Origin of the sequence: Rhizobium sp. FKY42, assembly GCF_005222835.1 — a bacterium.
Taxonomy (GTDB): domain Bacteria; phylum Pseudomonadota; class Alphaproteobacteria; order Rhizobiales; family Rhizobiaceae; genus Neorhizobium.
Genome location: NZ_STGA01000021.1, coordinates 118,383 through 141,180, shown reverse-complemented (window position 1 = coordinate 141,180; position 22,798 = coordinate 118,383). Strand labels below are relative to the sequence as shown.

Below are 22,798 nucleotides of genomic sequence, written 5' to 3'. Positions count from 1 at the left end.
CAGCGGGTGCGCCCTTTTCGCTTTCAGAGCAAGCCGAGTTCGGCCAGTTCTCGTCGCAGATCCTCCGGCATGGATGCGACATCATCGCCAATCGCACCCAGATCTCGCGGAGCATCCTCCTGCGTCAGATAACGCCAACCCTGGAAAGGTCGCTTTGGTTGAGGGACCGTTTCAATGATCTCCGGTCCCAGCACGAGGTTGCATCGGCCGATGCCATCTCCCCCGGTGAAGGTCACGATATCCAGCAGAGGTTGACGTGCCGTGACCTGCCCCTTGATAACCCAATAGAGCGAGCCGCCATCGAGCAGTTCCTCGACCCGTTTGGGCACCATACGCGTGGTGTGCGTCGAGTGGGGTTGAAGTCCCGCAGCAATAGCCGTCAATGAACGATCGGCCACCCATTCCCTCAGATCCTGAAGGGAGTCGGCGCCGACGCAGAGCTTGATCAGATGAAGAGCCATAGGATGCTAAAAGACCCTCTTGCCTTTCGGGTCAAGAGGGTCCTTCAGAGTCCAATCCTAAATTCCTGTGATCAACATTCAACGACGTTGACTGCGAGGCCGCCTGTCGAGGTTTCCTTGTACTTCTCGCTCATATCGTTTCCGGTCTGACGCATCGTTTCGATGGCTGCATCGAGCGGAACAAAGTGCGAGCCGTCGCCCTTGATCGCGAGCGACGCTGCCGTGACGGCTTTCACGGCCCCGAGCGCATTGCGCTCGATGCAGGGAACCTGCACCAACCCAGCCACTGGATCACAGGTCATGCCCAGATGATGCTCGAGCGCAATCTCTGCGGCATTCTCGATCTGCTCTGGCGTTCCGTCCATCACGGCTGCCAGACCCGCCGCCGCCATGGCTGCGGCTGAGCCAACTTCGCCCTGACAGCCGACTTCAGCACCCGAGATTGAAGCATTGTGTTTTATGATGCCACCGACAGCCGCAGCGGTTAGCAGGAAGGTGCGCACATCCTTGATCGTTGCATCTTCATGGAAGTGTAAAAAGTAGCGAATGCTGGCCGGGATGACGCCAGCGGCGCCATTGGTGGGAGCGGTGACCACACGTCCGCCACCGGCATTTTCCTCGTTGACCGCCATTGCATAGACGCTCAGCCAGTCGTTTGCGAGAACCGGGTTAAGCCGGTTGCTGCGTGCATCATTCGTCAGCTTTTCATAAATTGACTTGGCACGGCGGCGGACCTTGAGACCTCCCGGCATGATGCCGTCTACCTTCAGGCCCCTATCGATACAGCCACTCATGGCGGACCAGATTTCATCCAGCCCACTATTAAGGTCTTCTTCGCTCATGCGCGTCAATTCATTGGCACGCTTCATATCAGCAATGCTGAGGCCGGACGCCCTTGCCATTTCCAGCATCTGTTTCGCCGTCGAGAAGGGGTACGGAACCTTAGCTGCTGCAGCGTTTTTTTGCCCGCGCATTGCTTCCAGTTCCGTATCAGTTACGACGAACCCGCCACCAATCGAATAATAGATCCGCTTCAGGAGAAGACGACCGTCCTTATCGAATGCCGAGAAGCTCATCCCATTCGCGTGACCGGGCAAAGGTTGCTTCTTGTCGAAAATAAGATCCGTCGCTGGCTGGAAATCATAGCCAGGATGGCCCGGCGGCGTAATCCTGCCACTGCGTTCGACCTGTTCGATGACATCGTCCATCCGGTCCGGATCGACAGTATTAGGCGCTTCCCCCATCAAGCCCAGGATAACCGCCCTGCCCGTTCCATGGCCGATCCCGGTGAAGGCGAGTGATCCATGCAGGCTTGCCTTGATGGCGGAAACATGTGAACCGGCCGGACGCGGCCATTCATTGGATACGATCAGGTCCAGAAACCGATTGGCGGCCGACATGGGTCCCATCGTGTGTGAACTCGACGGACCAACACCAATTTTAAAGACATCAAATACGGATAAAAACATGCTGCTAGCGTTCCCACATCGATCTCGTCAGGATGCGACAACCTAGCCGGACTGAACGCCAAGTCCAGTCCCTGCAGCGACATGTCTATATATAATTAGGCAGCATTTCCGACGAGAAACGTCCCACCGGTTTATGGATCAGAATGAGCTAACAAGATAAGCGATTGCGAGAATACCTGCGAAACCGCATAGGGCCTTGAACGTGACACCCCAGCAGGATTTAACGACGCTGTCTTCCATGATTTCCTCAGTTGACGCCCAGGAATTTCGGCGCCGGGATCGATTGTTAAGGATCTATTAATCTCCGAGGCGTTTCGCAAGTGCGAAATTTAATCCATTCACTATTGGTTAATCCCAACCTCAGGACGCCTCACAGCCAGCCAGCCGCGGAGGCGGCTTGAGCCGAATCCAGAAGTGGCGCATAGAAATCTCAAATCCATCGGCAGGGCGCCTCATGACATCGGTCGACATCATCGCACTTCTTCTGTTCGTGGCACTTTGGGTTGGATACTCGTGGTTGACCAGCGGCGACCCGGTTCTGCCGCGCAAGAGTCTGAACCAGGTGATGGCGGAACGACGCCGGGACTGGATTTACAATTCCCTGAAACGCGACCTCAAGATGATCGATACGCAGATCATGGCAGGGTTGCAAAACGGAACCGCCTTCTTCGCATCAACCTCCATCTTTGCAATCGGTGGCTGCTTCGCATTGTTGGGTGCCACCGATCGCGTTGATGCAGTATTTCGGGATCTTGCATTTGTTGAATATTCCGGGCGCGCTGCTTTCGAATCCAAGGTCGTGGGTCTAACCGCGCTCTTCGGCTATTCCTTCTTCAAGTTCGGCTGGTCCTATCGCCTCTTCAACTACTGCACCATCTTGTTTGGCACCTTGCCGATGGCGAGCGACACTTCAATGCCGCGCAACGAGGTGGAGCGTATTGCAGAAAATGTAATCAGGATGAACATAATCGCTGCGCGGCACTTCAATGCCGGGCTGCGCACAATTTTCCTATCGATTGGCTATCTCGGCTGGTTTATCGGGCCCTATATGTTCATGGCATCCACGCTGTGCGTCATCGTGGTACTCATGCGGCGTCAGTTTTTCTCGGAAGCGCGCCGTGCGCTCATGGACCAGCCGGTCCCGTAATTTTCAAGGATAGACAGAGAGTTGAGCCATTCATCGACCGACGTGAGCATCCAGCCTGTGCCCCGACTGCCGTTCATCGATACCCTGCGCGGCATCGCTCTCATCGCCATGGCATCCTATCACTTCACGTGGGATCTGGAGTTCTTCCAGTACCTTGAAGCGGGCACCGCCACGCACGGTTGGCTGAAGATTTATGCCCGAGGCATAGCCTCCACCTTTCTGTTCCTGGTTGGCTTCAGCCTCGTTCTGGCGCATAACAATGGCATCCGCTGGCAATCATTCCTCAAGCGCCTTGGCATGGTGGCGGGCGCGGCAATTCTGATCAGCGCTGGGACATACATCGCACTACCGGATCAATGGATCTTTTTCGGCATTCTCCACAACATTGCCGTATCCAGCCTGATCGCATTGGCCTTCCTGCGCCTTCCGCCTCTCATCACCGGCCTTGTAGCGGTACTGCTGCTCGGCGGAATGATTGCGGATAACTGGGTTCAGCCAGGTATTCTGAGCTTCTCGCTTTTTGACTCCCGTTGGTTGGCATGGATTGGCTTTGCAGAGACCATTCCGCGCTCGAATGACTACGTCCCGCTTTTCCCGTGGTTTTCAGCCGTTCTATTTGGAGTAGCCGCTGCCGGTTTCTGTCTGCGCCATGGGGTTTTCACTCACCTTGAACGCTTGCAACAGAAGCCTAACCTGCTGACAAAGGCCGGGCGTCACAGCCTTTTGTTCTATCTGTTGCATCAGCCGATCCTGATTGCCTGCGTCTATCTTGCATCGCTGGTCATTCCGCCGCCTGCACCTGATCTGGTGTCCGGCTATGAGCGGGACTGCCGCCCTTCCTGCGAGGCACAGGGCAATGACGCAGGTCTGTGTGAGCGCTTCTGCGGCTGCACAGCGCGGGCGTTGAGCGGTCAATCCCTGCTTCAGCCATTATACCGGGGGGAGATCAGCCTTGATGGCGATGAGCGGGTGAACAAGATCATTCAGGAGTGTTCGATCCAATCGCGGTAGCTGCTGGCGGGCGAAGGCTAATGCGCCGTCGTCCCGGCTTCGATCAGGTTCCGACGCCGATTTCCGCAAGACGCGTGAGGCATGCCTCTTCGACGTTATCCAGTTCGCTCAGCGTATCGTCGATATCCTTGCGTTTCTGGCGAAGCTCATCGCGCTTGACATCGACGCGCTTCATAAGAAGCTTTAATTGGCCGATCTCGCCAGGCGGTTCCTTGTAGACCTGGATGATTTCCCGTATTTCCGCGATCGTAAAGCCAATGCGGCGACCGCGCAGGATCTCCTGAATCAGGCGCCTGTCTGCGGCACGAAACAGCCGGGTCCGCCCGCGGCGCTCGGGGTGGATAAGACCCTCGTCTTCGTAGAAGCGCAAGGTTCGGGTGGAAACGCCGAATTCCCGCGTCAGCTCAGTGATGGTATAATACTTATTCACGCCAGTATCCCGTATGAAGACCTCAAAATAATTGACTTTTACGTGCAAGTCAATTTCGGGTGCCACGGTCTGACTGGCTGGACTCAGCTGATGGCAAACCACCATGTCGCAAGACCGAGGAACGAGAAGAATCCGGTCACATCCGTCACGGTGGTTACGAAGACGGCGGATGCAACGGCGGGATCGGCGCCAACCTTGTCAAGGAGAAGCGGAATCATGATGCCGGCCAATGCAGCGGCCATCATGTTGATCAGCATGGCAGCCGCAATGATTCCGCCGATGTTCACATCCTGGAACCACAGTCCAGCGGCAATGCCGATTAGGACGCCAAAGATGATGCCATTCAGTAGGCCCACACCCGCCTCGCGTCGCACCACGCGCCACGCATTGTAGATATCGAGATTGCGTGTTGCCAGAGCGCGTACCGTCACGGTCATCGTCTGGGAACCGGCATTGCCGCCCATGCCTGCAACGATTGGCATCAGCACAGCGAGTGCTACGATTTGCTCGATTGTGGCCTCAAATACTGAGATGACCGAGGCGGCCAGCAGGGCTGTCAGCAGGTTCACCAACAGCCATGGGACGCGGGAGCGCGATGTTTCAGGAATGGTGTCCGACAGCTCTTCGTCACCCACGCCGCCCAGGCGCATGATGTCTTCCTCGGCTTCTTCCTGAATGACGTCAACGACATCATCAATGGTGAGAATACCGACGAGCCGGCCGTTCTCATCCACAACAGCGGCGGAGAGAAGGTCGTACTGTTCGAACAGTTGGGCCGCCTCTTCCTGGTCCATATCGGCGGGGATTGGATAGTTGGTTTCCCGCATGATGGTTTCGATCTTCACCTGGCGCTTGGTGCGCAAGATGCGGTCAAGATCCACGATGCCGAGAAGCTTGAATGTGGGATCGATCACGAAAATCTGCGTGAAACTCTCCGGCAGATCTTCTTCATCCCGCATGTAGTCGATGGTCTGGCCAACGGTCCAGAACGGAGGCACCGCCACAAACTCCGTCTGCATTCGACGACCGGCGGAACTTTCTGGATAGTCCAACGCGCGGCGCAGACGAACGCGTTCGGTGAACGGCAGTTGGGCGAGGATCTCTTCCCGATCTTCCTGATCGAGATCCTCCAGAATGTAGACGGCGTCGTCAGAATCAAGCTCTCCGATAGCAGCAGCGATCTGCTCATTGGGCATCTGATCGACGATTTCGAGGCGGATGGCCTCATCGACTTCTGTCAGAGCCGTCAGGTCGAAGTCGTTGCCGAGCAGTTTGACGAGCGCCAGACGCTGATCCGGCAGGATGGACTCCAGCAGGTCACCCAGCTCGGATTCATGCAAGGAGGCGACATTCTGCCGGAGGAACAGCAAATCGCGGTCCGCAATCGCAGCGCCAACCATGGCCAGGAAGTCGGAACGAATAGAGCCGTTCTCTGCGTAGATATCCTCGTCTACGTCATCGGTTTGCGGTTTCGCACGGCTTTCGTCAAGTTCCGTCATTGCCGCTCCTTGTACCAAACGCCTGCGCCGAAGTGGATCCGCCCGAGTCGGCAGAATGGCTGCGAAAAGTCGATTGTCAACAAATGGATAGGCGAAGCCAGCATAATGATGATCTTTATCGGAAAGGCTGCACGCCATGCATTGGACGTGCTAACAGATATCGACCGCAGATTAACAAAGACCAATTTGTTGACACGATGGCTGTACACACGATTCTTCGTTACCCCGACCCATTGCTTTCGCGGCCCTGTACCCGCGTTACCTCTTTTGACGCCCAGCTGAAGAGCCTCTGCGACGACCTTCTGGATACGATGAGAGCAGCGCCCGGCGTCGGGATCACGGCTGCACATATCGGGGTGGATCAGCGCGTTTCGGTCATTCAGCTTGCGCCTGACCAGCCGCTGCACATCCATATCAATCCCGAAATCGTTTCAGTTTCCGACGATCTGCAGCGTTTTACGGAGGGAAGCGTGTCCATGCCCGGCATGACAGACGAAGTGGAAAGACCCTCCCGCATAGAATTCCGCTATCAGGATCTCGACGGACAGATTTTCACGGATCATGCGGACGGGTTTCTCGCCACCTGTATCCAGCACGAAATTGATCAGTTGGACGGCATATTCTGGATCCGAAAACTTTCCCGTCTCAAGCGGGACCGGCTGCTGAAGAAATGGGAAAAGCATTCTGTTCGCTGAAGAATGAGAACCATAACGCCTTCTGTACGTTGTGCGGCTGAGCAAACTCAGGAGGTCTCATCATGCCCGCCAAGAAATCGGTCAACGACATTTCCCGCGAGGAAGATTACCGCGATTACGACACCCGGAACATCGACGACGGATGGCCCTATGCTGATCAGGCCGGTGCGACCGCGGCGCCAGTTGCCAACGCTGCCTATGGCGATACGGCTGCGAATTTCGACCGCGAGCGCAACAAGGGCTTTCAGGTGGACAACGCCGATGAAACCGGTCTGGAAGAGGGCGTCACCGATCGCACCACTCCGGCGACAAAAGGAATGGAGCTGAGCGACGATCTGGAAGAGCGGGTGAGCGACGCAATTGAAGCGCTCGACCTCGTCGCTATGGAAACCATCGACATTCGCGCCGACGGGACCACGGTGACCATTGAAGGCGAGGTCGATGACGCGCAGACCGCACGCAAGCTCGTGGCGCATGTCAAGCGCGTGCCAGGCGTTGGAAAAGTCGTCAACGAGCTCACGCTGCTTGGGATCGACAGCCTCATTCCCGATGAGGATTAAGCAAAATCGATCAGCGGGCTTTAGAAAGGTTATGCTGCCGAATTGACCTGCAATTGGATAGGTGGAGCGGCGGCAATCGTGTTGCTAATCGTGCAAAGATGTTTCGCCAGCGTTGCAATTTCGTGGCGCTGGCTTTCATCGTAGTCACCTGCAATATTCAGTGTGGCTGTGATGCTTTCAACGCGGGAAGGCTCATCATGCGCTTTTTCTCCGGTGACAATTGCTTCCACGCCCTCAAACCTATCCAGCATTTGCAGCTTGATCACCGCGCCTTTGACGCTGAGCACAAGACAGGCCGCGAGCGAGGAGTAAAGCAGATCGAGCGGGTTGAAGCCCGGCTCCGAAACGCCTGTGACCACCTCGAGTTCACCGCCGGTCACCGTCCGCAAGGCTGCGCGCCCCCGCACACCCAAGACGGACGTCGCTCCGGTTTCTCTTGTCTTCACCCGAATATCGACCACCGCTTTTTCCTCGACTCATCTATGTGGGATTAGAAAAGCACCGAACGATCGATCTCGGCAAGCGAAGCTTTTCCGAGCAGAGCCATCGCCACTTCGAACTCTGTCTGCAGAACCGTCAGCATGTGAGCAACCCCCGGCATACCACCAATGTGGAGGGCATGCAGGACCGGTTCACCCACCATGACGGCAGATGCACCGAATGCCAGCGCCTTGACGATATCCGTCCCGCGACGAATGCCCCCATCAAGGATAAGAGGGATACGACCATCGAGCCGATCAGCAATCAGCGGCAAAACATCAAGACTGGCGGGAAGGCCATCCAGTATACGGCCACCGTGGTTGGACACCACGAGACCATCGACGCCAAGTTCGACGGCGCGCAGTGCATCCTGCGGATTGAGGATGCCTTTCAGGATGAGCGGTAGGCGAGAATTGTCTCTCAGCCACGCGATATCCTCCCATCGAGCCGCTTCGTCGAGCATGCCTTGAAACACAGGGCTGCCATTGACAGCCCGAACCGGCGCGGAGCCTTCCAACCCATCCAGATTGACCGGTCGGATCTGCATCGGAAGCTTGAAACCCGCCCTCGCCTGCGCGTTCCGCATTCCATTGACCGGCGCGTCCACCGTTACGACGAGAGCGCGGTAACCGGCCGCTTCAGCCCGCCGGACGAGGGACAGCGTTTCCTCTCGTCTCCGCTGAAGATAGAGCTGAAACCAAAGCGGTGACATCGATTTTTTTGCGATCGCTTCCAGACCGACACTTGAAAGCAGGCTGACCGTCATCACTGTTCTGGCCAGGCCCGCCGCCTCAACAGTTGCAAGTTCTCCTTGCGGGTGCACTAGCTGGTGATAGGCAGTCGGGGCCAGAAGAATGGGGTAGGCCATCTCTAAACCGAGAAGGACTGTTTTCGCCGAAGCGCCGCGCATATCTCTCAAGACGCTTGGCATCAGACGATGACGCTCGAAAGCCTCGCGGTTTGCGCGTTTCGTCTGCCCGTCTCCAGCAGGACCATTGATGTATGATCCAATTGCCGGATCGATCCGTGCGCGAAAATGACGTTCATAATCAAGCAGTGAAACAGTGTCGTCCGGGATAGCGATCACGGCAGGCCCTTTTCCGCCAGCAGCATATCCAGACGTGCCTTTAGCGCATCCGCACGCGCGCCTTTGAATGACAAGAGCGCAGCCTCCAAATGCTTCCAGAAATCCGGAAATCCAAATGATACCGACCTTTCAAGAAGATCAAATGCATCACAATGGCTGCCCTTGGCCAACAGAAGTCGAGCTGCATTCAGGTGCGCCCAGCAATCTCCCTGCGCGGCTCCCGCGCGATAGAATTCAAGCGCGATATTTTCATCCGGCGCGCCTGTCCGACCATCCTCGTGCAGTAGCCCAAGCATGTTGAGTGACTTGGCATGCCCTTGCCGGGCTGCATCCACGTAGAGGGCGTAGGCCGCGGCGTCATCCTGATCGACCCCATCACCGCGCAGCAATAGATCCGCCAGGTTGAATATTGCCCACGCATCTCCCAAGTCCGCCGCTTGGCGATAATAGACTGCGGCAGTCGAGCAATCTGGAGGTACGCCCCAGCCTCGCTCATAGGCCCGACCCAGCATATTGATTGCGCGCGCGTCTTTCGCACGGGCCGCCGCGCGCAGCAGATCCAAGGCGCTTTCGTATTCCTGTCGGTCAAGATGCACTTGTGCGAGCGCCAATTGCACCTCTACCAGCGTCTCATGACTACCTGCCGTCACAGTTCCGCCCAACGCCTTAGGAGATTGTGGTAATGATTGACAAGGCCAAGCACCGCCGGATTGTCATCACCCAGTTGCTGGCGGGTCTGGATAATCGCGACGTCCAGGTCATAGAGCATAGCGCGCAGGCCATCATCCTTCACCATGGACTGTGTCCAGAAGAAGCAACCCCAGCGACTGCCGCGCGTGATCGGCGCGACCCGGTGGAGGCTGGACGAGGGATAGACAACCATATGGCCGGCCGGCAGTTTGACCGCATGGGTGCCGAACGTATCTTCGATGACGAGTTCGCCGCCATCATATTCATCCGGATCGGTCAGAAAAATCGTCGTGGATACGTCAGCGCGCATCCGCATGCCGCCAGAGCCTGGGATGGTGCGAATGGAATTGTCCACATGCGCGCCGAAGGTCATCCCGACGTCATAGCGATTGAACATCGGAGGGAGAACGCGAAGCGGCAAGGCGGCAGAGTTGAAGGTCGGGTTTCTTCCCAGCGCATTGAGCACCAGTTCCCCCAGCACGCGCGCCTCTTCGCTGTCGACGGGGATCTGCAGATTGTTTTTGGCTTTCGCTGCCTGATCACCGGCAGTGACCTTTCCATCCACCCATTGCGAACCCTCGAGAACGGCTCGGCAATGGTTCAACTCTTCCTTCGTCAGGACATCAGGGACCTGGATCAACATGTTATTTCATCCTGTCACGCAAAGACGATGCGCCACCGTCAGGCAGCGCATCGCGTATTGTTGTCTCTGGCCAATGATCAGAAGGTGGTGCCGACGGTCAGCATGAAGGTGCGGCCCGAGGACGGAACGGCACGGCCGCTCTGGCCCGACTGGTAGTTCTGGTGATCCGTCAAGTTATAACCATTGAGGGACACACGGAACTTATCTGTTTCGTAGGACACCAGAGCATCCAGCGAGAAGGCGTTCGGGATCTTCTGCGTGTTGGCCGTATCCAGCCAATAGGAGCTGGCATAGAGGAAACCGCCGCCGACCTTCAGCTTACCTGGAAGGGTTGCCGAGATCTCTTCCGCGATCGTATAGGTGGTCCACAGGTTGAAGTTATGCTTGGACACGTTCGGCGCTTCATTGCCGATCTGCGCGACCGTGGCAGACTCGGTGATCTCACCGTCCAGGAAGGCGTAATTGGCGAAGACGGACCACTTGTCTGTCACCTCGCCGCTGAGGCCAGCTTCGAAGCCGCGAACCCGGCGACCGGTTGCCGCATCGCCTGCACCGGCCGGGAGACCAGTCACTTCGTTATAGGAATTGTCCTTGTCGACCTGGAAGATCGCGCCCGTCAAACCGAGCTTGCCGTCAAGGAGGTCAACCTTGCCGCCGATTTCCCAGGTATCCGAACGCTCCGGCGACAGCGGCGCGCTGCTCGACGGCAGTTCTGCAGCATTGCCTGTCAGAGCCGCAATGTCGGTAGAGACCGGCTTGTGGGTACGAGCGAAGGATGCATAGAGCGACAGGTTCTTGTTCGGCTCCCAGACAATGCCAGCAGACGGATTGTATGCCGTATCGCTCTGCGAAACGGAGGCGCCGCTCTGCTCCAGCTCCGTTTTGAAGTAATCGATGCGCAAACCGCCAAGCACCGAGAACTCATCAGTCAGATAAGCGCGATCGCTGACAAAGAAGCCAACATTCGTCGCATCAAGCGTCCGCTTGCCGGCATAATCATAGACCGGCGAGAAATTGTAGTAGTAGCGGGGATTGAACAGGGACTCGATATTGCGGTTCGTCCAGGTCGGCCAGGAACCGTTGACGCGCTCATCGTTCTGGAAGCTGACATCAAGACCCACAACGGCCTTATGGCGAACGGACCCGGTTTCAAATTCCATCTGAGCGGCTGTGACGTTCTGGATCGCCCAACCTTCCTGATCGTAAGTCAGGCCGCCACCTGCACTAAGGCTGTAGTTTGCAGCACGGTTTCCGCGGAAGAAATCTGTTGCGCAGGTTGATGTAGCGCTATTGGCGCAAGAACCTACTGTAGTGCCGCTGAAGTCGCGATTGTAAATCGTCAGGCGCGTGTCGTTCGTGATTGTTAACCAATCCGTCAGTTCAGAGCGGAGGGATGATCCCAACATATGGTTGTTGGTGACGTCCTTGTTGGTCGAGCGCACATAGGAGATCGACGGATCGAAGCCATACTCCGCGGCTGGAAGATAAATGCCATTCGAGCCCTGTACCATCGGTTGACCGTAGTCCGGAACACCATCGCCGTGCAGATAGCTGTAGCTCAGATGCCATTCCGTTTCGGTGCCGATACCCATGCCGAAATCGACGCCGAAACCACGGCGATCTGACGTGACGTTGTCACGGTCCGCGACGTCCTGCTTGTGATAGACGCCATTGAAGCGGATCGCCGTCGTATCATTGATCTGGTAATTCGTATCGACGGTCGTGCGGTAGGTTGGCCCCGTGCCAACGGACTGGTCGACCTTCGTGAAGTTTTCGAGACGAGCCTTTTTGCTGCTCTGGTTGATCAGGCCGCCCGTGTTTCCAGCGCCGAAGTTATCACCGGAGGGACCCTTGAAGACCTGAACATCTTCCGTGTTGAACGTATCGCGGGAATAGACTCCGAAATCGCGCAGGCCGTCGACATAGACATCGCTGCGCGCCTGGAAACCGCGGATACGGAATTGGCTACCGTTCTGTCCGCCATTGCCTTCGCCCGTGGAAAGCGTGATGCCGGGAACGTTGCGCAGTGCCTGCTCCAGTGTCGTAGCGCGCTGCTCTTCTATGATCTGTGCTGGCACGACATTGATCGTTTTGGGCGTTTCCTTGATGGAGGCCGAAAGCCGAGAAATGCCCGTCGTACGCTCATTGGTGTTGGGGCCCTTGCCACCTTGGCCGCTTACTATCACGCGGTTCAACACCGTCTCGTCATCAGTCGCCGCGGCAGAACCTGTGCGCGCATTCGTTGCCGCCTGCTGGGCGTTGGCTACGACAGGCAAACCAGCAATCGATATTGCCAGACCGGCCGTCGCGGCAGCGCCAGACATCAACGGCCGCAACGAGGCCAAATTTCTCTCAATTTCCATCACACTCTCCTGAACCCCTGAGAGGCAGCAAAGGCACGTTCGCGGGATCGGCAGGACCGCCAGGCAAACGTCAGGCCTAAAACTTGTCTCGATTTGTCCAGTATTGTGTCAGGAAAGTGGAGTCAATGAGTCGTATATAAGATTCCAAAAATTCCGCTGCGTTTTCCAAGACTTTGTCCCCCGTTTAAACACGGGGACCATGTCAGTGCGGCGTGCCATTTTCGAGAAGCGAAGGTCTCCCTTAAAACGCAAAGGCCGCACCGATCAGATCGGTGCGGCCTTTGCAACTTCGCTAGTGCGGCTATTACTCGTTGGTCGGGCCGTCGCCTGAACCTTCTGATGGTGCGGCGCCAAGGTCACCGGTTTCCCCGGCGATTTCCTCCGGCAAATTGCCCGACTCGTCGCCCTCCGGCTCACTGATACGCTCGACTGACACCACCTTCTCATCCTTCGCAGTCGAGAAGATTGTAACGCCCTTGGTTGCACGGCTGGCAATACGGATGCCATCGACCGGAACACGGATGAGCTGGCCACCGTTTGAAACGAGCATAAGCTGATCCTTATCCTCGACTGGGAATGCCGCGACAAGTTCACCAATCTCGTTGGTCTTCGAGGTATCCGTCGCGCGGATCCCCTTGCCACCACGGCCGGATGTCCGAAAATCGTAGGACGACGAACGCTTGCCGAAACCACGCTCCGAGATTGTCAGAACGAACTGCTCGTGTGCCTTCAGATACTCGTAACGCTCATCCGAAAGCTGGCCTTCCTCAGTCACTTCCTCGCCGACAAGCGCAATATCATCCTCGTCGACTCCTGCGGCGCGACGCTCCGCAGCCGAACGCTTGAGATAGGCCGCACGCTCCCATGGTTCTGCTGCAACATGCCCAACAATCGTCATCGAAATCAGACGGTCGCCTTCTGCCAGGGTAATGCCACGGACCCCAATGGAATTGCGACCGGCAAAGACACGCACGTCTTCCACAGGGAAACGGATGCACTGACCAAGTGCCGTCGTCAGAAGAACGTCGTCGCCCGGCAGACCGAGGTCCGCATTCGGCGGAGAGCAGGTCTCGACCGAGAGGATCTCATCGCCCTCTTCCTCGAGCTTCATCGCAATTTTGCCGTTGCGATTGACCTGGATGAAATCGGACAGCTTGTTTCGACGCACGGTACCACGTGTCGTCGAGAACATGACGTCAAGATTTGCCCAGCTGTCTTCGTCCTCCGGCAACGGCATGATGGTGGTGATGCGTTCGCCCGGCTCTAGCGGCAGCATATTGATGAGCGCCTTGCCGCGGGACTGCGGCGTGCCAATAGGAAGACGCCAGACCTTCTCCTTGTAGACTATACCGCGCGACGAGAAGAACAGAACTGGCGTGTGCGTGTTGGCAACGAACAGGCGCGTGACGAAATCTTCATCCCGGGTCGCCATGCCGGAACGGCCTTTGCCACCGCGACGCTGAGCGCGATAGGTCGTCAGCGGTACACGCTTGATATAGCCGAGATGCGAAACAGTGACGACCATATCTTCACGGGCGATGAGATCCTCATCGTCCATGTCCGGGCCGCCTTCCATGATCTCCGTCCGGCGCGGGGTACCGAACTCGTCACGGACTGCGGTCAGTTCATCCTTGACGATCTGCTGGATACGCAGACGCGACGAGAGGATATCGAGATAATCGCTGATCTCGGCACCAATCTTGTTCAATTCGTCAGCGATCTCATCGCGTCCGAGTGCCGTCAGGCGAGCAAGGCGCAATTCAAGAATCGCACGGGCCTGCTCTTCCGACAGATTGTATGTGCCGTCTTCGTTGATGCGATGACGCGGATCATCGATCAGGCGGATCAAGGCATCCACATCCTTCGCCGGCCAGCGGCGCTCCATCAACTGCTCACGCGCGGTCTGCGGATCGGGGGCACGACGGATGAGATTGATGATCTCATCGATATTGGCCACGGAAATGGCAAGGCCCACCAACACATGGGCACGATCGCGCGCCTTGCGAAGCAGATACTTGGTGCGGCGGCTGACGACTTCCTCGCGGAAGCTGACGAAGGCCCGCAGCATGTCGAGCAAAGTCAATTGCTCAGGCTTACCACCATTCAGCGCAACCATGTTGCAGCCGAACGATGTCTGAAGCGGCGTGTAGCGATACAGCTGATTCAGAATGACCTCGGCATTCGCATCACGCTTCAGCTCGACGACGACACGGTAACCCTGGCGATCGGACTCATCTCGAAGATCCGAGATGCCCTCAATGCGCTTTTCGCGCACGAGCTCGGCCATCTTTTCGATCATTGCCGACTTGTTCACCTGATAGGGAACTTCGGTAATGATGATCTGCTCGCGATCGCCGCGCATCGGCTCAATGGTTGCGCGGCCGCGCATGATGACCGAACCACGACCCGTCTCATAGGCCGAACGGATGCCGGACCGGCCGAGGATCAAGGCACCGGTCGGAAAGTCGGGACCCGGAATGATCTGCATCAGATCAAGGAGTTCGATTGCCGGATTATCGATGAGCGCAATACAGCCATCGATGACTTCGCTCAGATTATGCGGCGGAATGTTGGTCGCCATACCGACGGCGATACCACCAGCGCCATTGACGAGCAGGTTCGGAAACTTTGCAGGAACGACAACAGGTTCCGACAGGGTACCGTCATAGTTATCGCGGAAATCGACGGTTTCCTTGTCGAGATCGTCCAGCAGCGAGTGGGCGGCCTTTTGCAGACGGCATTCCGTATAGCGTTCAGCCGCCGGTGGATCGCCATCGATGGAACCGAAATTCCCTTGGCCATCAATCAGCGGCAGCCGCAACGACCAATCCTGCGCCATACGCGCCAATGCGTCATAGATCGCGGCATTGCCGTGCGGATGGTATTTACCCATCACATCCCCGGTCACGCGGGCGCATTTGACGTATTTTTTGTTCCAGTCGATGCCGAGTTCGGACATGCCGTAAAGGATGCGACGATGAACAGGCTTCAAGCCATCACGCACATCGGGCAGCGCCCGGCTCACGATTACGCTCATGGCGTAGTCGAGATAGGAACGCTGCATCTCTTCCATGATGGAAATGGGTTCGATGCCTGGAGGCAGCTTTCCGCCGCCGGGTGTGCTCTGGTCAGTCAAATCGGGTACGATCTCTGTTCGGAATCAGTCTTGTGTGTATAGCCCATGCACAATTCAAACGCCAATTTTGCGGCAGGTTTTGAACAGGCTTTTGGCTATCTTCTAGCTGACCATAGTGTTTGCCCTCATAGATGCGCACAAGCCAAACATGAAATGCACAAGATGAATGCCTCAATCGCGTAAAGCGCGCCAATTATCTGCTGGTAGACCGCTTCCACGACGCGTACATTTGGCCTAAACGGTGCGTAGAGAACAAAGAGTAGCAGACGAGGGAATCATGGCATCTGCCGACAATATCATGAGTGCCTTCACAACCCTGCTGGTTACACTCGATCCCCCCGGTCTTGCGCCGATCTTCTTGGGACTGACTGCAGGTCTTGATGCGATACAGCGTCGCCAGGTTGCTATTCGCGGAACGATCATTGCCTTCGGGATCTTGGCGACGTTTGCCGTTTTCGGTGCTGGAATCCTTTCGATCCTTGGTATTTCCATGGGCGCCTTCCGCATTGCCGGCGGTCTTCTGCTATTCTGGATTTCCTTCGAAATGATTTTTCAGAAGCGCAACGAGCGGAAGGAAGAAACGTCAAAGGCCGCCATCTCCATCGATCATGTGCAGCACATCGCAGTTTTCCCGCTGGCCCTGCCGCTAATTGCCGGGCCCGGCGCAATTTCCGCAACCGTGCTTCTTGCGGGTTCCTTTGCAGCACCTCTGGACCGTGTGTTGCTGATTGGCATGCTTGCTTTCGTCATGCTGCTTGTGCTGCTGGCGCTGATCGTTGCTGAGAAACTTGACCGCTATCTCGGCGTCACAGGTCGGGCGCTACTGACCAGACTGCTGGGCGTGTTGCTGGCTGCACTGTCTGTGCAATTCGTGGTCGATGGCATCAAATCGGCATTCAATAGCTGACGAACCAGTCCATCGGATCAAGCGGGCCAAACAATTAAGGCGACCGACACCCTCGGCCGCCTTTTATTTTCACACATCAAAATGGGATGTCGTCATCCAGATCACGAGCGAAACCGCCGCCGCCGGAGGACTGACCGCCTCGCCCGGAACCCGAGCTGGAACTGGCCGGGGCGCGATCATAATCATCGCCATAGCCACCACCAAAATCTCCTCCAGTGGACGATCCGCGGCCGCCCCCGTAACCGCCGCCGGCTCCACCGCCCTCACCGCGACCATCCAGCATGGTCAGCGTCGAATTGAAGCCCTGCAGAACGACTTCCGTCGAATAGCGGTCGTTGCCGCTCTGGTCCTGCCATTTGCGGGTCTGAAGCGCGCCTTCAATATAAAGCTTGGCACCTTTCTTCACATACTGTTCGACGACCTTGCAGAGGCCCTCGTTGAAAACGACGACGGTGTGCCATTCGGTCTTTTCTCGACGCTCGCCGCTGTTGCGGTCACGCCAGCTTTCCGAGGTTGCGATTCGCAAATTGGCGATCGGACGACCGTCCTGCGTGCGACGAATTTCTGGATCGGCACCAACATTCCCAATCAGAATGACCTTGTTGACGCTACCTGCCATCTTAACACCTTGTCTGCCGATCGAGCGGCATCTCCTATTTCGCTTGGGCAATACCTTAAAGCATCCGCCCCGTCGGCGCGATGTTGATACATTTAATCCACAACCAAATTTGTTCTTTATTTGTTCTAGTATTTGGTTATGATCCTGTCAACGGGATCACACGTAACCAGCGTACGAGATATTAACTTATGCCAAAGTGCCTCGACAGTGGCGAAGAGATCACTAGATATGAGGCCAGACCTCCCACAGAGCCAAGAGACGATGAGCGAACTCAAGACGATTTCCATTCGCGGTGCCCGCGAGCATAACCTCAAGGGTGTAGATCTCGATCTGCCGCGCAACAGCCTGATCGTGATGACCGGCCTTTCGGGTTCGGGGAAATCCTCACTCGCCTTCGACACCATCTATGCCGAAGGTCAGCGTCGCTATGTCGAGAGCCTCTCGGCCTATGCACGCCAGTTCCTGGAAATGATGCAGAAGCCGGACGTCGACCAGATCGACGGGCTGTCTCCTGCCATCTCGATCGAACAGAAAACTACGTCGAAAAACCCGCGCTCGACCGTCGGCACGGTGACCGAGATCTACGACTACATGCGCCTGCTTTTTGCGCGCGTGGGCGTGCCCTACTCTCCGGCAACCGGCCTGCCGATCGAAAGCCAGACGGTCAGCCAGATGGTGGACCGTGTTCTGGCTCTTGGAGATGGGACACGCCTTTATATTCTTGCTCCCATGGTTCGCGGACGCAAGGGAGAGTACAAGAAGGAACTGGCGGACCTGATGAAAAAGGGCTTCCAGCGCGTCAAGGTTGACGGCCAGTTCTACGAGATTGCCGAGGTACCGGCGCTCGACAAGAAGTACAAGCACGATATCGATGTCGTGGTGGATCGTGTCGTGGTGCGCAACGATATCGGCGCCCGGTTGGCGGACAGTCTGGAGACCTGCCTGAAGCTGGCGGATGGTCTTGCCATCGCAGAATTCGCCGACAAGCCTTTGCCACCAGAGGAAACCTCAGCCGGGGGATCTGCGAATAAGTCGCTCAATGAAACGCATGAGCGTGTTCTGTTTTCCGAGAAATTCGCCTGCCCGGTCTCCGGTTTCACGATTCCGGAAATCGAACCTCGCCTTTTCTCCTTTAACAATCCTTTCGGCGCATGCCCGACCTGTGATGGCCTTGGTGCGCAGCAGAAAGTGGACGAAAACCTGATCGTTCCAGAACCCGATAGAACGCTGAAAGACGGCGCGATTGCGCCCTGGGCGAAATCTTCTTCGCCCTACTACAATCAGACACTTGAGGGGCTGGGCAAGGTTTTCGGGTTCAAGCTCTCCGATCGGTGGTCAAAACTATCGGACAAAGCGCAGAAGGCAATCCTTCACGGGACCGAGGAGAAGATCGAATTTCAATATGCGGATGGAGCAAGGTCCTACAAGACGACGAAGACCTTCGAAGGCATCGTTCCGAACCTCGAACGCCGCTGGAAGGAAACGGACAGTGCCTGGGCGCGCGAGGAAATCGAGCGCTACATGTCCGCGGCACCCTGCCCGGCCTGTGACGGCTTCCGTCTGAAACCCGAGGCCCTGGCGGTCAAGATCGATACCCTGCATATCGGGCAGGTAACCGACATGTCGATCCGCAAGGCGCGAGACTGGTTCGAGGACCTTCCTGCTCGTCTGAACGCAAAACAGAACGAGATTGCTGTTCGTATTCTGAAGGAAATTCGCGACCGGCTGCGCTTCCTGAACGATGTGGGGCTCGATTATCTCAGTCTGTCCCGAAATTCCGGCACGCTTTCGGGCGGCGAAAGTCAACGTATACGGCTTGCGTCACAGATCGGTTCTGGTTTGACTGGTGTTCTCTATGTGCTTGACGAGCCGTCGATCGGATTACACCAGCGAGACAATGCCAGGTTGCTGGAAACGCTGAAGCATCTTCGCGATATCGGAAATACGGTGCTAGTTGTCGAACATGACGAGGATGCCATTCTGACAGCCGACTACGTTGTCGACATCGGCCCGGCCGCCGGTATCCATGGCGGTAAAGTGGTTGCTGAAGGCACGCCGCAACAAATCATGGATAACCCGAACTCCCTCACGGGCAAATATCTGTCGGGTGAGCTCGGCGTTGCGGTTCCGCCAGAACGACGCAAACCCAAGAAGGGTAAGGAGATCAAGGTTGTCGGTGCACGCGGCAACAACCTGAAAAACGTTACTGCATCGGTGCCGCTGGGCGTCTTTACAGCCGTCACCGGCGTTTCCGGCGGCGGCAAGTCGACCTTCCTCATCGAAACGCTTTACAAATCCGCGGCACGTCGGGTTATGGGCGCTCGCGAGATTCCAGCGGAGCACGACCGCATCGATGGCTTCGAGTTCATCGACAAGGTCATCGACATCGACCAGTCGCCGATCGGCCGCACACCGCGTTCGAACCCGGCCACCTATACCGGTGCTTTCACGCCGATCAGAGACTGGTTTGCAGGCCTGCCGGAAGCAAAGGCGCGCGGCTACCAGCCGGGACGCTTCTCCTTCAACGTCAAGGGTGGACGATGCGAGGCGTGCCAGGGCGACGGCGTCATCAAGATCGAGATGCACTTCCTGCCCGATGTCTACGTGACCTGCGATGTTTGCCATGGCAAGCGCTACAACAGAGAGACACTCGACGTGCTGTTCAAGGGCAAATCGATAGCCGACGTTCTGGACATGACGGTCGAGGAAGGCGTTGAGTTCTTCTCCGCGGTGCCCGCGGTCAGGGACAAACTTCAGGCGCTTTTCGATGTAGGTCTCGGTTATATCAAGGTCGGTCAGCAGGCTAATACGCTCTCGGGCGGCGAGGCGCAGCGCGTGAAACTGGCGAAAGAGCTCTCAAAGCGCTCGACAGGCCGGACGCTCTACATTCTGGATGAACCGACAACCGGGCTTCATTTCCACGATGTCGCCAAGCTACTGGAAATGCTGCACGAGCTGGTCAACCAGGGCAATTCTGTTGTGGTGATCGAGCACAACCTTGAAGTCATCAAGACTGCCGACTGGATCATCGACATTGGTCCCGAGGGCGGAACCGGTGGCGGTGAAATCGTGGCTTGTGGCCCTCCGGAAGAAATCGTCAAGGAAAAGCGCAGCTATACCGGGCAATTCCTGAAAGAGCTTTTGACGCGCAGGCCGCAGGTCAAGGTCAAGGCCGAAGCGGCAGAGTAGTGGATGAGATCGAGGGTTTGGCGAGATGACAGTAATACGCGCAGCCACCGGAAAAATCCGCACCGGGATCGGTGGCTGGACCTTCGAGCCATGGGAAGGAACTTTCTATCCGGAAAAGCTGGCCAAGAAACGGCAGCTGGAGTTCGCCAGCCGTGAACTGACGGCTATCGAGGTGAACGGTACCTACTATTCAAGCCAGAAGCCGGAGACCTTTGCAAAATGGGCCTCCGAGGTTCCAGATGATTTTTTGTTTTCGCTGAAGGCCAGCCGCTACTGCACGAACCGGAAGGTATTGGCAGAGGCTGGCCCATCCATCGACAAGTTCCTAAATCAGGGAATTGCCGAGCTTGGGCCTCATCGCGGGCCGATCCTCTGGCAATTCATGGCAACGAAAGCTTTCGATCCCGCTGATTTCGAAGGTTTCCTGCAACTGCTTCCAAAGTCGCTTGGGGGGTTACCGCTTCGCCACGTCGTGGAACCGCGTCACGCAAGTTTCTGTTGCGAGGCATTCGTGGATCTTCTGGCGAAGTACGATGTGGCTGCCGTGTGTGCAGACCATGAGGAATATCCGATGTTTGCGGATGTGACGTCGGACTTTGTCTATCTGCGCCTGCAGCGTGGTTCCGATGATGTGCACACCTGCTATCCGGTACCTGACCTTGATCAATGGACAGACCGCATCTCAATCTATGCAGATGGCGGCACACCGGACGATTTGTCGCTGAACGCCCCAAACCGGAAGGCCGCCAAGGCCCCTCGAGATGTTTTCGCCTTCTTCATCACAGGCGGCAAAGTAAACGCACCCAACGGTGCCAAACGGCTTCTCGAAAAGCTCAAAGGAGATTGAGCCTGTCGACCGCGGACGGAATTGCAGTGACAAGGTCCTCTGCGGTCATGCCTCTTCTCGCGTTTTGCGCCGCTTGCGCATGAAGCCAGACTGCAGCGGCGGCGGCCTCATAGGCGGGCATTCCCTGCGCCAAATGTGCGCCTGCAATTCCGGCCAGCACATCGCCGGATCCCGCAGTGGCCAGCCAGGGCGGCGCATTCTCATTTATCAGGCAACGTCCATCGGGTGAGGCGATCACCGTATCCGGTCCCTTGTCGATGACGACTGCGCCTGAGCGGGCGGCAGCAAGTCTGGCCCGTTCGAGCTTGCCCATACTGTCATTTTGAGCCAAATCCGGAAACAGCCGTGCAAACTCGCCCTCATGAGGTGTCAGAATGTACGAACTTCCGGTTTTCTTGAATGTTGCGAACAACTGATCGGGGTTAGACGCGAAGGACGTGATTGCGTCGGCATCGATAATACAGGGCTTTGCCGCCAGGACCTCAATATAGGCTCGGATCGTCTCGCCGACACCAAATCCGGGGCCGATGACGCAGGCGTGGATCCTGGCCACGGACAACCATTGTTCGACATCTGATCGGGAACTGACTGATCTGACCATCACCGCGGTCAGCGATGCTGCGGCGACATCGAGCGCATCCGGCGAAACGCCTACCGTGACAAGCCCTGCCCCGGCATGAAGGCCCGCAGCGGCAGCGAGACGTGCGGCTCCGGTATGGCTGCGTCCTCCGGAAAATACGGCTAGATGCCCGCGACGGTACTTATGCGTATCGGCTTCAATCAAGGGGTATTCATTTTGCCAAGCTTTCGGACTGTTGACCCAGACCGATTGGGTATGTTGCTCGACGATCCGTCGAGGCATGCCGATAGGCTCGACTTCCACTGTGCCGCAGAATGCGCGGCCCGGCATCAGGAGATGCCCCGGCTTGCGGGCCTCGAATGTGACCGTGATATCCGCAGCAAACGCTGCACCCCGAATGCGCCCTTGATTCCCGCAGATGCCGGACGGTAGATCGACCGCCAGGACCGACACATCGGCTCGCTTTACAGCCTCGATCAGATTCTGGACAGGCTCGGGCAAAGGGCGCGTCAGTCCAGCACCAAACAAGGCATCGATAACCAGATCACCTCGTTCAGGAACGTAGGCGGAAATTGGATCTATCGGCAGCAGGCATCGCGCTTGCGCAGCTCTCGCCGGACCCTCGATGGCCGGACTTCCCCAGGAGAACACGGCGACGTTGCATCCATGGCCAGCAAGAACCCTTGCGGCGACATAACCATCGCCGCCATTGTTACCCGGACCGCAGAGAATCGCTATCTTCCGAGCCTCTGGAAAATGGCGAAGCGCAGAGGCAGCCACGGCATAGCCTGCCCGTTCCATAAGATCAGCGATGTCAATTCCACTCTGCGCCGACGCTATATCAGCCGCCGCGGCCTCCTGCGTGGTGAACAGGATTGTTTCATCACGCAGCATCTTTGAGCATTTCCGCAAGTTTTCATCCTTGAGCTTCAGGTTGGAAGTCAATACGAGATTATTATTTGTGCTTTTGCACATTTTTTGATCT

General features: G+C 56.9%; 19 protein-coding genes. 7 read left to right on the top strand and 12 right to left on the bottom strand.

From position 1 onward, the window contains the following. Window positions 1-23: 23 nt before the first annotated feature. On the bottom strand, window positions 24-461 hold the full coding sequence (locus tag E8M78_RS08510; protein ID WP_137134656.1) for a DUF1489 family protein: 438 nt from the start codon (window positions 459-461) through the stop codon (window positions 24-26). A gap of 71 nt (window positions 462-532) precedes the next feature. Next, entirely contained in the window at window positions 533-1,930 is a 1,398-nt protein-coding gene (locus E8M78_RS08505; protein WP_137134655.1) for an L-serine ammonia-lyase, read from the bottom strand. A 454-nt stretch (window positions 1,931-2,384) separates the two neighbouring features. Here E8M78_RS08505 and E8M78_RS08500 point away from each other — a divergent pair, with 454 nt between their 5' ends. Further along, a complete protein-coding gene (locus E8M78_RS08500; protein WP_137134654.1) occupies window positions 2,385-3,077 on the top strand; it encodes a DUF599 domain-containing protein in 693 nt (230 codons plus the stop codon). A 21-nt stretch (window positions 3,078-3,098) separates the two neighbouring features. Further along, window positions 3,099-4,088 carry a DUF1624 domain-containing protein gene (locus E8M78_RS08495; RefSeq protein ID WP_246658269.1) on the top strand — a complete coding sequence of 330 codons (990 nt, stop codon included), beginning with the start codon at window positions 3,099-3,101 and terminating at the stop codon, window positions 4,086-4,088. Between the two features lie 43 nt (window positions 4,089-4,131). Here the strand turns inward: E8M78_RS08495 and E8M78_RS08490 are convergent, their stop codons facing one another. Next, complete coding sequence (locus E8M78_RS08490; protein ID WP_062554511.1) at window positions 4,132-4,518, bottom strand: MerR family DNA-binding transcriptional regulator; 387 nt, start codon at window positions 4,516-4,518, stop codon at window positions 4,132-4,134. An 83-nt stretch (window positions 4,519-4,601) separates the two neighbouring features. After that, complete coding sequence (gene mgtE / locus E8M78_RS08485) at window positions 4,602-6,017, bottom strand: magnesium transporter (RefSeq protein WP_137134653.1); 1,416 nt, start codon at window positions 6,015-6,017, stop codon at window positions 4,602-4,604. 197 nt (window positions 6,018-6,214) lie between these two features. On the opposite strand from mgtE, the gene E8M78_RS08480 reads away from it, so the two are divergent. Then, window positions 6,215-6,712 (top strand): peptide deformylase, encoded by a 498-nt coding sequence (locus E8M78_RS08480; RefSeq protein ID WP_137134652.1) that lies wholly within the window; start codon window positions 6,215-6,217, stop codon window positions 6,710-6,712. A 62-nt stretch (window positions 6,713-6,774) separates the two neighbouring features. Then, on the top strand, window positions 6,775-7,272 hold the full coding sequence (locus E8M78_RS08475; protein ID WP_137134651.1) for a BON domain-containing protein: 498 nt from the start codon (window positions 6,775-6,777) through the stop codon (window positions 7,270-7,272). 29 nt (window positions 7,273-7,301) lie between these two features. On the opposite strand, the gene E8M78_RS08470 is transcribed toward E8M78_RS08475, so the two are convergent. From E8M78_RS08470 to gyrA, 6 genes are all read right to left on the bottom strand, one after another. Beyond that, on the bottom strand, window positions 7,302-7,733 hold the full coding sequence (locus E8M78_RS08470; protein WP_137134650.1) for an OsmC family protein: 432 nt from the start codon (window positions 7,731-7,733) through the stop codon (window positions 7,302-7,304). 29 nt (window positions 7,734-7,762) lie between these two features. Further along, window positions 7,763-8,839 carry an alpha-hydroxy acid oxidase gene (locus tag E8M78_RS08465; protein WP_205910229.1) on the bottom strand — a complete coding sequence of 359 codons (1,077 nt, stop codon included), beginning with the start codon at window positions 8,837-8,839 and terminating at the stop codon, window positions 7,763-7,765. Beyond that, entirely contained in the window at window positions 8,836-9,489 is a 654-nt protein-coding gene (locus E8M78_RS08460; RefSeq protein ID WP_137134649.1) for a tetratricopeptide repeat protein, read from the bottom strand. The genes E8M78_RS08465 and E8M78_RS08460 overlap by 4 nt, the downstream gene beginning before the upstream one ends. Further along, window positions 9,486-10,172, bottom strand: a complete 687-nt coding sequence (locus E8M78_RS08455; protein WP_137134648.1) for a Fe2+-dependent dioxygenase — start codon at window positions 10,170-10,172, stop codon at window positions 9,486-9,488. Before E8M78_RS08455 ends, E8M78_RS08460 begins: the two co-directional genes overlap by 4 nt. A 77-nt stretch (window positions 10,173-10,249) precedes the next feature. Then, window positions 10,250-12,535 carry a TonB-dependent siderophore receptor gene (locus E8M78_RS08450; RefSeq protein ID WP_137134647.1) on the bottom strand — a complete coding sequence of 762 codons (2,286 nt, stop codon included), beginning with the start codon at window positions 12,533-12,535 and terminating at the stop codon, window positions 10,250-10,252. 304 nt (window positions 12,536-12,839) lie between these two features. Further along, window positions 12,840-15,671, bottom strand: a complete 2,832-nt coding sequence (gyrA, locus tag E8M78_RS08445) for a DNA gyrase subunit A (protein WP_137134646.1) — start codon at window positions 15,669-15,671, stop codon at window positions 12,840-12,842. A 277-nt stretch (window positions 15,672-15,948) separates the two neighbouring features. Between gyrA and E8M78_RS08440 the strand changes: the two genes are divergently transcribed. Next, window positions 15,949-16,578 carry a MarC family protein gene (locus E8M78_RS08440; protein ID WP_137134645.1) on the top strand — a complete coding sequence of 210 codons (630 nt, stop codon included), beginning with the start codon at window positions 15,949-15,951 and terminating at the stop codon, window positions 16,576-16,578. A 76-nt stretch (window positions 16,579-16,654) separates the two neighbouring features. Here the strand turns inward: E8M78_RS08440 and E8M78_RS08435 are convergent, their stop codons facing one another. Next, window positions 16,655-17,197: a single-stranded DNA-binding protein gene (locus E8M78_RS08435; protein WP_137134644.1), complete on the bottom strand. Its 543-nt coding sequence runs from the start codon at window positions 17,195-17,197 to the stop codon at window positions 16,655-16,657. A gap of 261 nt (window positions 17,198-17,458) precedes the next feature. Between E8M78_RS08435 and uvrA the strand changes: the two genes are divergently transcribed. Then, entirely contained in the window at window positions 17,459-20,386 is a 2,928-nt protein-coding gene (uvrA, locus tag E8M78_RS08430) for an excinuclease ABC subunit UvrA (protein ID WP_137134643.1), read from the top strand. 25 nt (window positions 20,387-20,411) lie between these two features. Beyond that, window positions 20,412-21,233 carry a DUF72 domain-containing protein gene (locus E8M78_RS08425; protein ID WP_137134642.1) on the top strand — a complete coding sequence of 274 codons (822 nt, stop codon included), beginning with the start codon at window positions 20,412-20,414 and terminating at the stop codon, window positions 21,231-21,233. On the opposite strand, the gene E8M78_RS08420 is transcribed toward E8M78_RS08425, so the two are convergent. Further along, window positions 21,220-22,707 carry an NAD(P)H-hydrate dehydratase gene (locus tag E8M78_RS08420; RefSeq protein ID WP_137134641.1) on the bottom strand — a complete coding sequence of 496 codons (1,488 nt, stop codon included), beginning with the start codon at window positions 22,705-22,707 and terminating at the stop codon, window positions 21,220-21,222. The genes E8M78_RS08425 and E8M78_RS08420 overlap by 14 nt on opposite strands. Window positions 22,708-22,798 lie beyond the last annotated feature (91 nt).